The organism is Hyphomonas sp. UBA3195, from assembly GCF_002366485.1.
Lineage (GTDB): Bacteria > Pseudomonadota > Alphaproteobacteria > Caulobacterales > Hyphomonadaceae > Hyphomonas.
Window position 1 is genome coordinate 64,473 of sequence record NZ_DEXB01000021.1, and the last position, 14,687, is coordinate 79,159.

Consider the following 14,687-nt stretch of genomic DNA (forward strand, 5'->3'; position numbering starts at 1 on the left):
ATGGTGCTCGCATCGGTGGGGTACTGTCTAAAAGGCTTTCGACACCGTGAACTTGATGTTCCGCCCAGCCGCCGGACGCGTAGAAAGGAGCGGCGTGTAATTATGATCGAACAGGTTTTCAAACCCGAAGCGGAAGGATGTGTCCTTCAGGACACCTTCCTGCGGAGTGATCGTTGCGCGCAAATTGACAGTGGCAAAGCCCGGGGTCGTCGTGCCATTGCGGTCTGCTTCATCTGCCAGCACGAACTCGCTGGACAGATCGGCCAATCTCGATAAGCGCTTGCCGAGCGTGAGGCGCAGCGTGTTGGCTGGAGCATTCGTCCAATCCGCGACGGTGCTGTCTGTGCGGGTCTGTTCTGCATCAACGATATTGGCGTTGAGGTCAGCATAGTAGCCGTCGCGGCGGGCGTACGATCCTTCAAGCTCCAGCCCCTGGATTTCGATCGAGTCCACACCTGAGTAAGACGTGTTATCTTCCTGATCCGTGTGATAATAATTGGCCTTCATGGAAAGCGTATCATCCTGTCCAAGGACACCGATAAGGTCGTAGGATGCGCCGAACTCATAAGTCTTCCCGATCTCTGGCTGGCTCATATAGACCTCGTTCTCGAGGTCATCGAGAATGGGGAGGCTTTCCGTGTAAGCATAGCTTCCGAAGAGGGCAACGCCATTGTCAAACTGATAACGGAGCGATGCCCCGCCCATGAGCGCGTCATTGTCATAGCTCGCAGCGCTGCCATCATCAAGGGTCCCCTCGACTTCTGAGCTTTCAAACCGAAGGGCTGGTGCGAATGTCCATCCATCCAGAAAGTCGATCTGGTCGACTACGAACAGGGCGATGCGATTGTCTTCACCGCCTGGGGCCGAATTTGCATCAAGACGTTCTTTCTGGATGAACTCGATGCCCGTGCGCAAATCATGCACCAGAGCGCCTGTTTCAATATAGGCTGTGTTCTTCACGGTGAACTTCGTTGTCTCGTAGCGATGGTCGGCATCGACCGTGGCGAAGCATCCGAACGGGCCACTGCCGACAATACATTCCTGATCAATTTCCTGATTGGCGTAGGAATACACCGCATCAAGGTTCACCAAATCATTCGTGATAGGATTGAAATTGTAGGCAAGCGATATCGTTTCGGACTTGGTGTCACGATCCACATTTCCAAATGCGCCGCCGGTCGTACCGAAGGAGTCGTATGGTTTGTCCCGTTCGGTTGTCTCAGAATTGGTATAGCTGGCGCGCATGCTGTGGTCCCCGACCGTATAGCGGGCCTTCAGCAGATAGGAGGGCAGTTCAAATTCGCTGTTCTCAATGACATTGTCATTACCATCTTCCTGATTGTGTTGCTCGCGCCAGGAATAGTTCGCAAGGAGCTCAAGGTTTTCCGTGGGTTGGACTGCGAGCGTGCTGGAGGAGTTGAATCCGTCCATATTGGTTGCGCCGCCGAGGGTTTGACGGAAGGCGAGCCCCGTTTCGCCGCCCGTGAGGTCTGACGCATCGATCGTCTCAAGGCGCACAACCCCACCGATAATACCAGATCCGTACTCAAAGCTTCCGACAGTCCCGCGGATCACTTCGACGCTCTTGTAGAGATACGGATCGGTATAAAGCTGGGTGCCAATACGATAGAGTTCTTCCGAGCCCACGCTCGCGCCATCGACCTGAATTGCTACTTTCTGGTCAGTTCCGTAAGTGCCGTTGGCGCCAAAGCCACGAATATTGATCCCGGATCCGATCGGGGTGGAGCCGTTTACGAGGGAGACGCCAGGAACGGAGTCAATCAATTCCGCAACAGTGCCAGCTTGGCGGTCTTCTATTTCTTCCTGATCGACGACCGTGACTGGTGTGGCGGTGTCGGTCTGGACTTCCCTTTTACTCTCGCCGAGCGTCAGCGTGCCGAGGAACTCCTCACTGTCAGTGTTCGCGTCTTCCTGCGCGGAGGCTGGTGCCTGAAGCATAATGATCGATACGATCGCTGTGGCCCCGAACAGGGCGGTTTTACGGTTTACGATGTGGTTCATGGACCCCTCCAGATAATGCGTTAATGCAACTCAGTCGCAATGTGGGGTCGGGATAGCGCGTGGCAATCTGTTTTGCAAATGAAAATTATTCGCAAAATGAGTCTTTTAGATCATCATCTGCCAATTCGGGGTGTCGGCCTATCTGCCTGGAGGCAGATATTCACTCATATGCCGGCCATCTGGCGGCAACCCTGCCAGTCAATGAGGGATTGGGGCTGACATGTTGCGAATTGGAGTGGAGAGCTAACTTTCGAATACCGTTATGCAAGTGGGCTAGCGCTTGAGAGATTTCAGCACGTCGAATGGGCTGCTCGGGGGTGCTTCAGCTGTCGGCTCGAGCGCTTTTCGAGGTTGCGCCTTGGGCGCCGGTTTGGGACGCGTGCCCGCTTGCGAGTCGGCGGACGACTTCATGCTCAGGCTGATCCGCTTCTGGTCTATATCCACTTCCAGCACGCGAACGCGCACAATGTCGCCAGCTTTGACCACGTCGCGCGGTGACTCCACGAAGCGGTCTGCCAGTTGAGATATGTGAACGAGGCCATCCTGATGAACGCCAATATCTACAAAGGCGCCAAAGGCGGTGACGTTTGTCACCACGCCTTCCAGATTCATGCCGGGATTGAGGTCGACGATTTCGTTGACGCCTTCCTGGAAGCTCGCGGTCTGGAAGTCAGGTCTTGGATCGCGGCCTGGCTTTTCCAGTTCGGCGATAATGTCCCGGATTGTAGGAACACCAAATGTCGCATCAGCGAAGTCAGCTGGGTTGAGTTGTGACAGGACTGCCTTGTTGCCGATCAGGGACTTCACTGATTGTTTCGTTGCCTTGGCGATGCGTTCGACAATTGGGTAGGACTCCGGGTGTACGGCGGATCCATCCAGCGGGTCCTTGCCTCCAACGATGCGCAGGAATCCAGCCGATTGCTCGAAACTCTTTGCGCCCATGCGCGGGACTTTCTTCAACTGTTTGCGTGTCAAGAACGGTCCATTCTGGTCGCGGAAAGCGACGATGTTGCTGGCCAGCGTCGTGTTAAGTCCGGAGACATGCGTGAGGAGGGGAGCGGAGGCTGTGTTGACGTCGACGCCAACCGCATTCACGCAATCCTCCACAACCGCGTCGAGCGAGCGGGCGAGTGCAGCCTGATCGACATCATGCTGGTACTGGCCGACGCCAATCGCTTTCGGTTCGATTTTGACCAGTTCGGCCAGCGGGTCCTGAAGGCGCCGTGCAATGGAAATTGCCCCACGCAAGCTGACATCCAGATTCGGAAACTCGTCAGCAGCTAGCTGTGAGGCCGAATAGACGGAGGCGCCAGCTTCCGACACCATGATGCTGGCCAGTTTCAGCTCCGGTGCTGCCTTACCCAACTCAGCAACCAGAGCGTCCGTTTCCCGGCCGGCTGTGCCATTGCCAACGCCGACAAGATCCACGCCGTGCTTGGCGGCAAGTCGCGTTATGATGGTCAGTGCGCCCGCGCGATCATTGCGCGGCGCATGAGGATAAATGGTGGCGGTATCGAGCAATTTGCCAGTCGCATCGACTACGGCAATCTTGCACCCGGTTCGGATGCCGGGATCAATGCCCATGACCGTTTTCTTTCCGGCCGGCGCGGCGAGAAGCAAATCCTTGAGATTGTTGGAGAATACTTGGATCGCTTCTGCCTCGGCACGCTCCTTCAAACGGGCCAGCGAGTCAGAGGCACCGGATTTGGCAAGCTTGGTCGACCAAGCCTTTTCGGCGGTTTCCCGCATCCAGCGATCACCGATGCTACCCGATGCGTTAATGCCAAATTCCTGACAGATTCGAGCGATTGCCTGACGCGGCGTATCAGCCTTGCGTGTCTGGATTCCGACCCCGACTTTCAGTACGCCTTCTTTCTCTCCGCGCAACATTGCGAGAGCGCGGTGGGACGGCATTTTCTCGAGCGGTTCAGCGAAGTCCGCATAATCCCGAAATTTGTCAGCCTGTTTGCCTTTGACCAGCCGTGAACTCAATTCACCCGCCTCCCAGACCTTTTCCCGGACGTGGCGGACGATGGATGGAGTTTCGACCATTCGTTCGATCAGAATGTCTCGGGCACCTTCGAGAGCTGCCGATACCGTTTCCACATCCTTCGTGCCATCAACATAGGCAACAGCCAGTTTTTCAGGATCACCTGCACATTTCAGGAGTGTTTCGGCCAAAGGCTCGAGCCCCTGTTCACGTGCAATTGTCGCCCGCGTTCGACGTCTCGGCTTATACGGTCGGTAAAGGTCTTCCAACTCAACCTTGGTTTCAGCATTCCAGATCGCACGCTCAAGCGGGCGCGTGAGTTTTTGCTGCTCACCAATGGACGACAGGATTGTTTCACGCCTTGCTTGTAGCTCTGTCAGATAGGTGTAGCGCTCTGCCAATTGCCGCAATTGAGTGTCGTCCAGGCCGCCCGTACGTTCCTTCCGATAGCGTGCGATGAAAGGTATGGTCGCGCCCTCTTCAATGAGCCCAATCGTCGCCGCAACCTGCGCTTCGCGAACGCTGAGATCGTGGGCAATTATTTGAGCGATGGAAAAGGAAGCGGCGGATTCAGACAGCTTGACTGCAGGCATGAACACTTGGGCCTTCGTAATTAAGACAGTTCCAGAAAAAGAGGTGGTAAGCCGAAGCGATACCGCTGCCTTGCATCTTGGAGATCAAGGTTAACCAAATGTTGCGAAGAGCGGAATGGGATGTCATTCGCGCCATCTTTCGCAGCGCTCAAGTCTTGCTCTAAAATTTGCCAAACCCGGCCTTGTTCAGGCCGGGTTCGTATGGGGGGGCAAGTTCCGCGACGATGGTCGCCATAAGTGCCGTAAATCTCAGGATATCCGGCTTGACGTCATATGAGGCCAGCCATCGCCGCGACAATTTCGGGATGGACAATGTCACCATGGGCTACATTGATGCCGGCATGCAGATGTGGATCGGTCTTCACGGCTTGTTCGGTGCCCAAATCGGCCAGCGCCATCGCATAGGGCAGGGTGGCGTTTGACAGGGCGATTGTGGATGTTCGGGCAACTGCTGCTGGCATATTGGTAACGCAATAGTGGCAGACACCATCAACATTGTAGACGGGTTCGTCATGTGTGGTCGGACGGCTGGTTTCGAAACAGCCGCCTTGATCAATGGCGATATCCACAACCACTGATCCGGGCTTCATCATCGAGATTTGTTCGGCTGAAACGACCTTTGGCGCAGCCGACCCGGGAAGCAGGACAGCCCCGACCACCAAATCAGCGGTCAGAAGTGAAGCTTCGATCGCAGCCGATGTGGAGTAAAGACAGCGGGCGCGACCCGCGAAGAATGCGTCCAGTTCCCGAAGACGATCAAGTGAGCGATCGAGGATGGTGACATTTGCTCCCAGCCCGACGGCCATTTCCGCCGCATTCCGTCCTGCGACGCCACCTCCGATGACGAGTACCTTGCCTGGAGCGACGCCGGTAACGCCACCCAATAGTGTTCCCGAGCCACCTTGAGCTATTTCAAGATACTTGGCGCCAGCCTGAACTGACAAGCGTCCGGCCACTTCACTCATTGGGGTAAGCAAAGGCAAGCGTCCAAACCGGTCGGTTACTGTTTCATAGGCAATGCAGGTAGCGCCCGACTTCAAAAGTCCGCGGGTCTGTTCAGGGTCTGGTGCCAGATGAAGATAGGTGAACAGCGTGTGTCGTGGTTGCAGGCGCGCGATCTCAACCGGCTGAGGTTCTTTCACCTTGATGATCATATCGGAAGAGTCGAACAATTCGTCCGCGTTCGTGGAAATTGTGCAGCCTGCCGATTCATACAGTTCGTCAGAAAATCCAACCATTTCGCCCGCGCCGGTTTCGACGAATACAGAGTGACCCGACCGTACGAGTTCCTGGGCGCCTTGTGGCGTCAGGCCCACGCGATATTCACGGTTCTTGAGTTCTTTTGGGGTGCCAATACGCAAGTCAACAATCCTTTGAAATGTGGGTCCGATATATGAAGGAGGGTCTAGAAGTTCGCGACCAGATTTACGCGAAGTCGCTGTTGCCAGTCGTCGGTGGCGAACGGGATGAGGATTTCATCCTTGAGCCGATACGCATACAGGCTCGTATTCATCTGGAGGTGCTCGCTGAGTGCGTAGGAGAACGAGTATGTGTGCTGAAGATAGTTGCTGGCATATGGTATGTTATCTTGCGCAAAGGCCGCGAATACCGAGTCGGCTTCTGCGACATGATAGCCATATCCGAAACTATAGGTTCCTGGCGCGCTCGCCTGTCCAAGCGATGCGGAGACTGAATAGCCTGTATCATAATCGTCCGCACCGAGATTTCGAACATATTCAGCCTTGATTTCCAGTGGCCAGCGATCTCCAAAGCCGGAAAAGGACGCTTCCGTCATGATATTGAGAAGATCAAAATCGGACAGATAAGCGCCTGAACCATCAAGCAAGTTGGTGCGTGTATCACCGGAGTCTGCTGTGCCAACCGCCTCGATTTCATAGTCGTAGTATCCGGCAGCAAATCCGAACTCCCACGCTTCGCTGGCTTTTTGATCGAGGGTGAGCTGAAATCCGGATGCTGTGCTGTCTTGGGCGGCGGTCGAACGCTCAATCGGGAAAAACAGCGCGCTACCCCCGATACGAGTCGAACCATTGTCGAGAGCCGCGTAGCGGGCTGCCAAGCCTTGCGGGTTCACATCGCCATCCCAGACGAGATCCGTGCGCCGGAATGGGTTCGCAAATTTTCCGCCCAGCACGGACAATTTGCCGAACGTCTTGATGCCGTAAACTTGGTCCAGGCTTACCTGAAGATCGTCATTGAAGTTGGAGAGCGAAACGTCGGCTGAATTTGGATCGTCAGGATCTCCAGTGACGAGCCTGGCACCAAGTTCGAGAGTAGGTGACGCGGCATATGTGGCCGCGATACGCCCACGCACGACGCCGCGCGCATCATCGCGTTCGTCGCCATCAGACGAGTTATGCTCATATCTGAGGCGCATATCGCCACTTATGTTGAGATTCCCAGTCGGGGCGGCAGGACGCGTATCTGCGACCGTGGCTTCTGCCACGTCAACGGGGGACGTGTCCCGGTCGCTTGTTGCAAGCTTGGCTGGCACATTTGTCGCGTCTTTCAGCATCCGCTCAAGGCGCGCCAGTCGTTCGTCCTGTAAGCGTAGTTTTTCCTGCAGCTCGGCGATGAGAGCTGCTGGATTATCCGTTGCGGCGTCCTGGGCCAGTGCGGCCATTGGCACCGTCGCAGAAGCGATAGCCATGATAGCGCTGGCTTTCAGGAGGTGAAATTTTGTCGAAACCGTATTCGGGTAGAACATCAGATTCCCCCCATCGCGATATACTTCACATTCAGATAGTCATCGAGGCCGTAGCGAGACCCCTCGCGCCCGATGCCGGATTCCTTGACGCCTCCGAAAGGTGTTGCCTCTCCTGAGATCGCAATATCGTTCAATCCAACCATGCCGACTTCCAATTGCTCAGCGACACGCCAGGCGCGCGAAAGCTTTCGGGTCCAGAAATATGCGGCGAGCCCATAAGGCGTATCATTGGCCAATGCGATGGCGTCTTCGTCGTTTTCGAAAACGAGAACCGGCGCAACTGGGCCAAAAATCTCAGTGTGTGCGATGTCCATATCCGTTGTGACATCGCACAGGATGGTCGGCGGCATGAAATTTCCGACGTCTGAGGAGTGACGAGACGCGGACACTGTCGCGCCCTTTTCGACAGCGTCTGCTATCAGAGACTGAACCTTGTTCTTAGCGGCGGTGTTGATCATTGGCCCCATGTCAGAAGATGGATCGAGTCCGTCCCCAACATTCATGGCCTCTGCCGCTGCCACGAATTTATCAAGAAATGCGTCCTTGATGGACGTATGTAGTAAAATGCGATTGGCGCAGATGCATGTTTGTCCAGCATTGCGAAACTTTGCGACCAGCGCGCCTGCGACGGCTGAATCGATGTCTGCATCATCGAACACGATGAGGGGCGCGTTCCCACCCAGTTCGAGTGACATGCGTTTTACGCTGTCGGCGCTTTGCTGCATCAGTAGTTTTCCAACGCGCGTAGATCCGGTGAAGGAGATCTTGCGAACGAGTGGATGGCTGGTCAGTGTCTGGGCAACGGGCGCTGGATCTTTCGAAGTGATGACCTGGAAAACGCCTGCTGGGAAACCGGCATCCTCTGCCAGGCATTCCAGTGCCAGCGCTGACAAGGGCGTTTCATCGGATGGCTTCAGGATGATCACGCACCCGGCGGCCAGTGCAGGCGCAGCCTTGCGGGTTATCATGCCGCTCGGAAAGTTCCAGGGCGTAATGGCGCCGACAATTCCCACGGGCTGCTTGATGACGAGCTGTCGCCGGGAGGACGCGCTGGTCGGTATCACATCACCGTAAGCGCGTTTGGCCTCTTCAGCGAACCATTCAATATAGCTGGCATTAAACGTCACTTCCCGGCGGGCTTCTGCCAAAGGCTTGCCCTGTTCGAGTGTCAGTATTTCGCCAAGTTCTTTTTCTGATGCGAGAATAAGGTCATGCCACCGCCGTAGTATCGCTCCGCGTTCTCCCGCCGTCAGCCCGGCCCATGCAACCTGTGCATCATTTGCCAGCGCAATCGCTTTTTCCGTTTCCGGCGCGCCAAGATCCGGCACTTTTGCCACAATGGATCCGTCTGCGGGATTGGTCACGGTAAATGATTTTTCCACAGACGATGCGGCTATGCGCTCCTTCAACCGGTGCAGCAGAGCATTCGACGTCGCTACGGAGTCCGCAGTCGAGACTTGCATGACGGACATGTCATGCGACTCCCAAGCAGGCAGCCGTTTCCGAAAGGCCGGCAGACGCGATGTCGATCAGTTCGTCTATTTCAGCATGCGTGATGGTAAGCGGAGGGCAGATCACCATTGCCTGTCCGACGGCACGCATGATCAGGCCTTTATCGAGGCATATGTCACGACAGATATTCGCCGCATTGTCTTCAGCCGTGAAGTGTTCGCATGCTTCCCGTGACTTGATGAGCTGAAGACCGGCAATCAGGCCAGCTCCGCGTACTTCACCAATGATTGCATGTTCATTAAATAGCTGCTGGAGCCGTGCGTGCAGATAGGGGCCGACATCATTCTTTACGCGATCCACCAAGCCTTCGCGTTCGATAATGTTGATATTGGCATTCGCAACCGCGCAAGCGACGGGGTGCCCGGAATAGGTGTAGCCATGAGAGATGGGACCACCTTCATTGATGGTCTCAAATATCTCATCGCTGAAAGCCACCGCAGAAATCGGCAGATAGCCGGATGACATGCCTTTGGCCATCGGCATGATGTCAGGCTGGACACCATAGTGCTGGCATCCAAACCATTCCCCCAGACGTCCAAAACCACAGATGACCTCGTCTGATACCAGAAGGATATCATGCTTGCGGCAGATCTTCTGAATCTCGGGCCAGTAATTGGGAGGTGGGTCGATGACGCCACCAGCGCCCTGAATTGGTTCGCCGATGAATGCGGCGATATTGTCTGCTCCAACTTCGAGAATTTTTTCTTCCAATGCATGCGCTGCCCGGAGACCAAACTCCTCGGGGCTCATATTCCCTCCGTGAGCGTACCAGTGGGGTTCCATGATGTGCTCGAAGCCAGGAAGCATGGATGATCCCATATCATGCATGTGCTTCATGCCGCCGAGGCTGGTCGCGGCAAGCGTGCTGCCATGATATCCGAGATGACGGCCAATGAACTTGTGTTTCTTTGGCTTGCCGCGGACGTGCCAATAGTGGCGCGCCATGCGGATTACGGTGTCATTCGCCTCGGATCCGGAATTGGCGAAAAAGAAATGGTTGAGGTTCCCCGGTGCGATCTCTGACAGTTTTTGCGCAAGTTCGATCTGGCTAGGCGTCGAGCTTTGAAAGAACGAATTGTAGAATGGCAATTGCTCCATCTGCGCGGTCGCAACATCAACCAGTTCCTGGCGACCATACCCGACATTCACACACCAAAGGCCAGCCATCCCATCTAGGATCTTGTTGTTGTCGCTGTCATAAACATAACAGCCGTCTGCGCTCGTTATGACGCGCACGCCACGTTCTGCGAGTGTTTTTGGATCGCAGAACGGGTGTATGTGGTGAGAGGCGTCCATGGCCTGCCACTGGGCTGTATTCCGATGCGCGATCGCCATTGTGCGTCCCTTTCAATTGTTTGAACCCATGTTGGGCTCAGGCGGCGGAAGGGAAAAGATGACTAAACCGATTGGAGTGGTGCGGTTTCAGCACCGATGGTGCATGACCAATGCGATGTGACTATTTTTGCCAAAGACTGCGCATGTGCCGCGCGATTTCCTGATCCTGAACGTTGCTGTGAGTTTCGAGGGCGTCGACAACCCGCTTCTGATCCGCAAGCGGATGGGTCTGACTCAACTTTGTCACCGCATCGATATTTGAGATGGTGATCCTGAAGGAGCGGATACGGGGAATCAGGCTGTCGACTTTGCCATCGGGTGCGTGCTCCATACGCCACGCGGATTGGGACGCCGCTTCGCTTTGGGCAATCGTGATCCGCATGATCTCCAGTTGAGCCTCGGCATCATCAATCGGATGAAGCGTCCCTCGTACTTGCGCAGCAATGTAGTTCCAGGTCGGAACGGTTGGCTGGTCCTTGTACCAGCTTGCCGAGATATATGCGTTCGGGCCATGAAAGGTCGCAAGCGCGTTTTGGCCGGCGGCCAGGGTGGTGGCGTGTGGATTGTTCCGCGCCATGTGCCCCACCAGCTCAGTGTGACCAGTCGATGTTGTCACCACGTACATGGGGACCGAGGTCGCATAGGGCAGGTCGCCGCAGCTGGTGATTATCTGGCCAAAGGGGTAGGCGGCTATGATCGAGAGCGGGTCAGACGCCCGATAAGGTTTCGGCACATACATGTGCCAAGTCTCATTTGCATCGGTCATACTATATCCCTTGTATTTTCTGGGGTCAGTCTTCGCGTCGACAGACGGAAATGTGAGGCGCGAAATGTATAACAGCTGGTGCGGCGGGGGCACCAGAATACCTTTGCTTGGCACCTGAGTCTGCCGGTATCGAAATGTATTGTCACCACAAAGCGCGCGCCACCTCCTGATTGTCGCTGCGCTAACCTAGGAGACTATTCGTGACAGCATTCTCTCAGCGCGAACCGCAGTTCGGTGACATCGTGACGGCTTATGCTGGCAAATTGATGCCAGATGTTCAGATGCATACGTTCAGCCATACACACGAGATTTTCCCCACTCGCACCATCAAGGCTGGTGACACGGTGTCTGCCTTGCCATATGCGGCGACGCCGCTGAGCGATATGTCTATTCAGGCGAATGGTAAATCCTACGATCTGTTCGACTACGTATCTCAGAACCGCCTCGTCGGACTGTTGGCGATCAAGGATGGGCATATCGTTCACGAATACTATGATCAGGGCATCGGGCCGGATACGCGATGGATGTCGATGTCCATGGCCAAGTCAGTATCGACAACGCTGGTTGGTACGGCGATCAAGGATGGCTTCATCGACAGCGTTGATGACCAACTCGTGAAGTACCTGCCTGAACTGTCCGGTAGTGGCTACGATGGGGTCTCCATCAAGCATTTGCTGCAGATGACGTCAGGTGTGAAGTGGGACGATACTCACACGGTGGCGGAGTCTGAACGCCGCACCATGCTGGATATCCAGGTTGGGCAAAAACCGGGTGAAATCATGAAATTCATGGCCTCTTTGCCCCGCATTGCCGAGCCGGGAACGGTCTGGAACTATAGCACGGGCGAGACCCATGTTGTGGGTGCACTGGTCAAAGCGGCAACCGGGAAGTGGCTGTCTGACTATTGTTCCGAAACCATGTGGTCGCGTCTTGGCATGCAGGCAGACGCCGCATGGTGGCTGGAGTCACCGGACGGGCTTGAGGTTGCCGGCAGTGGTATCTGCGCGAACTTGCATGACTATGCCCGGTTAGGACTCTTCGCGCTGAATGGCGGGGTGATCGACGGGGAATCGGTCGTACCGAAAGGTTGGTTCAAGGAAGCTACTGAGCCACGTATGGCGGGATCCGACCCATTGAACTACGGGTATATGTGGTGGCCCGTGCCTGACCGCGACGGTGATTTTAAGGAAGGCGCATTCAGCGCACGGGGAATCTTCGGGCAATATATCTACGTCAATCCCAGTCGTGGAATTGTGCTGACCGTTCTAAGTTGCCGGTCGAAGCCAAAATTCTCGGAAGCGATCCTGGATAATGATTTCTTCAATGCCGCTGTGGACGCGCTGAGCTAGCTGCCTGGCTTGAACTGAGGCGTGTCCTTGGCGATCGTGTTGGTCAGCCATTGACGGAATTTTCGCAAGCTTGGTTCGTTCCAACGATCGTGACGGGCGATCAAAACATAGTCGCCCCGCCTTGCTGGAAAAGTCGGATTATCCTTGCCGATCCAGACCAGGTCGCCTCTTGTAAGGTGCTTTTCGGCGAGCAAGGGGTTGGTCAGGGCAATGCCCCGTCCGTGGCGGGACGCATCGCTCGTCAAGTTGCCCTGCCACAGGCGAGGACCTTTGAGCCCATCGGCACAATCGACGCCAAGAGAGTTCAGCCAGATTTCCCAAGTTTCGGTTGTATTCTCATGAAGCAACTGATGATTGAGCAAGTCTTCAGGTTTGTGGATTTCAGGGGCGCTCTCAAGGTAGTCCGGGCTTGCTACGGGAATGATAGGAGATTGTGCGATCACCTGGCTTCTCAGGTGGGACGGAAGCTCATCAAGATCTTCGTAGGATGCCCAGTAGCGAATATCAGCAGTGGCCTCATGGGAGAGAAAGTCCGGAGCACTGACGGACGGCTTGAGCTCGATTTCCACACCTTGGTTTGCGCGCTCAAGCGATGCCAAACGGCGCGACAGCCATTGCTGTGCAAATCCGGGCGTACTCCATATCAGAAGCTGGTGATGGATGCCCTGATTGAGCAGGTCCAGTGTGGCGTGCGCCACCATATCAAGGGCTTGAGCAATTGAGCGATGATAGTCCTTGCCAGCTTCGGTCAGGATCAGGCCCGTCGGAACGCGTTCCACGAGGGTTATTCCGACCCATTCCTCAAGAGCCCGCAAATGTCGGCTCAGAACTGCATGGTCCCGGTCCAGCCATTTTGCCGCTTTTCGAACGCCGCCGAGCCGGGCGATGGCGTCGAACGCCCGCAATCCTTCAAATGGTGGAAGCGCTTTTCTGAGTGGGGGCTGTTGCCCGGTCTTGATCAGGTCGTCCTTACGGTCGGCCATTCTGGTTTCCCTATCATGGTGTGTTTGTCGCGGGATTGACCTTCCGGCGGGTTCGTAAGTCAAGCTTTGCGCTGATTCCAGTGGGACCATGTGTTTGTCGCGCCTGATTTCTTGGCGTGTCACTTATTCACCACCGGGTGGCGATTTCATTGCGCCTTGCCCGCGACGACGGGCTAACCAAAGTTGTACGCCCAAAGCGATCATGAACAACAACCAGATGCCGGCGGCGGCATTTATGAGTCGCCCGAACAGTCCACCTATCTGTCCGGTGTGGAGTGGGTAAAGAGATTCAATTACACGCTCTTCCGGAGCGCTGTTGGCAGCATCATGGTCCAGCAGAACCGTGCCGTCCAATCCGACGAATACGCGGGTTGCACCATAGAGGCTCGGCATTTCTCCGGGTGCCTTCAGGCGAAACTTGTACCATTGCCGGTTTTCGGAGGGCAAATTGATCGCGACGAGAGAAGATCCGGGATACTCGCCGAGTGCAACATCCATCGCGGTGCCTAAGTCCACGATGTGCGTTGGAGCGGGCTTCTGACTTTCAGGGGTTTTCTGTTCCACGCTCAGCCCATTTGCCAGCAGATCAGACTGGGTGAGGGCAGTGCCCGCCAATATGACGCAGAGCGCTGGAATTGCCCCCCAAAATCCCACGCGCCAATGCCAGCCTGACAATGCCGCAGCTGCCGGGACGGAGGAGGCTTTTGTAAACGCTCTAAGGCGTTTGCGTTGAGACCATCCAGCCACCAGCCCAAGGCTGATATTTGATATCAGAAGGAGACCGGAGATCGTGAGGAAGAGGTATCCCGTTGAGCCCAACATCAGCGATTTGTGAAATTGCGTCAGGGTTTCGAAGATAGCGCCGTCTGAAAACCGATTGGCGTCGGACCGATCACGGATGCGTGCGCCGCTACCGTCAATTCGCACTGTGCGGCTTTCACCATCGCGGTCCAAATAGACATCATATTGACCGTCCCGACCACCGGATATCCAGATTGACGAGATTTCGTCGCCTTCCGATTGAAGCGTCTCGATCGTTTTGGCCAGGGCGGCAGTTTCGGTTTGAACGCTCTTCTGCCCGAGGAAGAAATCATCGATATCGGCTCGAAAGCTAATCGCAAGGCCGGATGCGGCCTGGAGTGCCCACAAAGCGAGGAAGCTGAGGCTGACATATTTGTGGATGGACCGGACTCTCGGAAAACGCATGAAACCTCCAGTACCAAAGAGCGAAAAATTGCCAGTCTCATGTATCGCAAAGAATTCGGAGCGCGTGACAGATGCGAAGTGCGCGACCAGTGGTGCGCTTGGCGCACCTCTTCATGCGTCGTAGGCCCCTTCGCCGATGCGGTCTCGACATGGTCAAGTCGAAGCTGCAGGAAAGCCTACCCGCCGGACCGGCGAACGCGCATTCT

General features: G+C 55.6%; 10 protein-coding genes. 1 reads left to right on the forward strand and 9 read right to left on the reverse strand.

From position 1 onward, the window contains the following. Positions 1–27: 27 nt before the first annotated feature. From B2344_RS07425 to B2344_RS07455, 7 genes are all read right to left on the reverse strand, one after another. Complete coding sequence (locus tag B2344_RS07425) at positions 28–2,022, reverse strand: TonB-dependent receptor domain-containing protein (RefSeq protein WP_290479513.1); 1,995 nt, start codon at positions 2,020–2,022, stop codon at positions 28–30. 273 nt (positions 2,023–2,295) lie between these two features. Beyond that, positions 2,296–4,605 (reverse strand): Tex family protein, encoded by a 2,310-nt coding sequence (locus tag B2344_RS07430; RefSeq protein WP_290484924.1) that lies wholly within the window; start codon positions 4,603–4,605, stop codon positions 2,296–2,298. A gap of 269 nt (positions 4,606–4,874) precedes the next feature. Then, the gene (gene ald / locus B2344_RS07435) at positions 4,875–5,966 is read right to left on the reverse strand and encodes an alanine dehydrogenase (RefSeq protein WP_206990570.1); all 1,092 of its coding nucleotides are present in this window, start codon (positions 5,964–5,966) and stop codon (positions 4,875–4,877) included. Positions 5,967–6,010: 44 nt separating this feature from the next. Beyond that, positions 6,011–7,273: a putative porin gene (locus B2344_RS07440; RefSeq protein ID WP_290484925.1), complete on the reverse strand. Its 1,263-nt coding sequence runs from the start codon at positions 7,271–7,273 to the stop codon at positions 6,011–6,013. Positions 7,274–7,329: 56 nt separating this feature from the next. Then, entirely contained in the window at positions 7,330–8,802 is a 1,473-nt protein-coding gene (locus B2344_RS07445) for an NAD-dependent succinate-semialdehyde dehydrogenase (RefSeq protein ID WP_290484926.1), read from the reverse strand. Position 8,803: 1 nt separating this feature from the next. Beyond that, on the reverse strand, positions 8,804–10,177 hold the full coding sequence (locus B2344_RS07450; protein WP_290483281.1) for an aspartate aminotransferase family protein: 1,374 nt from the start codon (positions 10,175–10,177) through the stop codon (positions 8,804–8,806). A 121-nt stretch (positions 10,178–10,298) separates the two neighbouring features. Further along, entirely contained in the window at positions 10,299–10,943 is a 645-nt protein-coding gene (locus B2344_RS07455; protein WP_290484927.1) for an FMN-binding negative transcriptional regulator, read from the reverse strand. A gap of 200 nt (positions 10,944–11,143) precedes the next feature. On the opposite strand from B2344_RS07455, the gene B2344_RS07460 reads away from it, so the two are divergent. Then, the gene (locus B2344_RS07460; RefSeq protein ID WP_290484928.1) at positions 11,144–12,292 is read left to right on the forward strand and encodes a serine hydrolase domain-containing protein; all 1,149 of its coding nucleotides are present in this window, start codon (positions 11,144–11,146) and stop codon (positions 12,290–12,292) included. Here B2344_RS07460 and B2344_RS07465 read toward each other — a convergent pair. After that, complete coding sequence (locus B2344_RS07465) at positions 12,289–13,275, reverse strand: LysR substrate-binding domain-containing protein (protein ID WP_290484929.1); 987 nt, start codon at positions 13,273–13,275, stop codon at positions 12,289–12,291. The genes B2344_RS07460 and B2344_RS07465 overlap by 4 nt on opposite strands. Before the next feature lie 123 nt (positions 13,276–13,398). After that, positions 13,399–14,481: a PepSY-associated TM helix domain-containing protein gene (locus B2344_RS07470; RefSeq protein ID WP_290484930.1), complete on the reverse strand. Its 1,083-nt coding sequence runs from the start codon at positions 14,479–14,481 to the stop codon at positions 13,399–13,401. Between the last annotated feature and the right edge of the window lie 206 nt (positions 14,482–14,687).

What these genes read in the sequence shown, in the direction of transcription:
- B2344_RS07425 (WP_290479513.1), bottom strand. Translation starts at nt 2,022, where the DNA reads ATGAACCACATCGTAAACCGTAAAACCGCCCTGTTCGGGGCCACAGCG.
- B2344_RS07430 (WP_290484924.1), bottom strand. Translation starts at nt 4,605, where the DNA reads ATGCCTGCAGTCAAGCTGTCTGAATCCGCCGCTTCCTTTTCCATCGCT.
- B2344_RS07440 (WP_290484925.1), bottom strand. Translation starts at nt 7,273, where the DNA reads ATGGCTATCGCTTCTGCGACGGTGCCAATGGCCGCACTGGCCCAGGAC.
- B2344_RS07445 (WP_290484926.1), bottom strand. Translation starts at nt 8,802, where the DNA reads ATGTCCGTCATGCAAGTCTCGACTGCGGACTCCGTAGCGACGTCGAAT.
- B2344_RS07450 (WP_290483281.1), bottom strand. Translation starts at nt 10,177, where the DNA reads ATGGCGATCGCGCATCGGAATACAGCCCAGTGGCAGGCCATGGACGCC.
- B2344_RS07455 (WP_290484927.1), bottom strand. Translation starts at nt 10,943, where the DNA reads ATGACCGATGCAAATGAGACTTGGCACATGTATGTGCCGAAACCTTAT.
- B2344_RS07465 (WP_290484929.1), bottom strand. Translation starts at nt 13,275, where the DNA reads ATGGCCGACCGTAAGGACGACCTGATCAAGACCGGGCAACAGCCCCCA.
- B2344_RS07470 (WP_290484930.1), bottom strand. Translation starts at nt 14,481, where the DNA reads ATGCGTTTTCCGAGAGTCCGGTCCATCCACAAATATGTCAGCCTCAGC.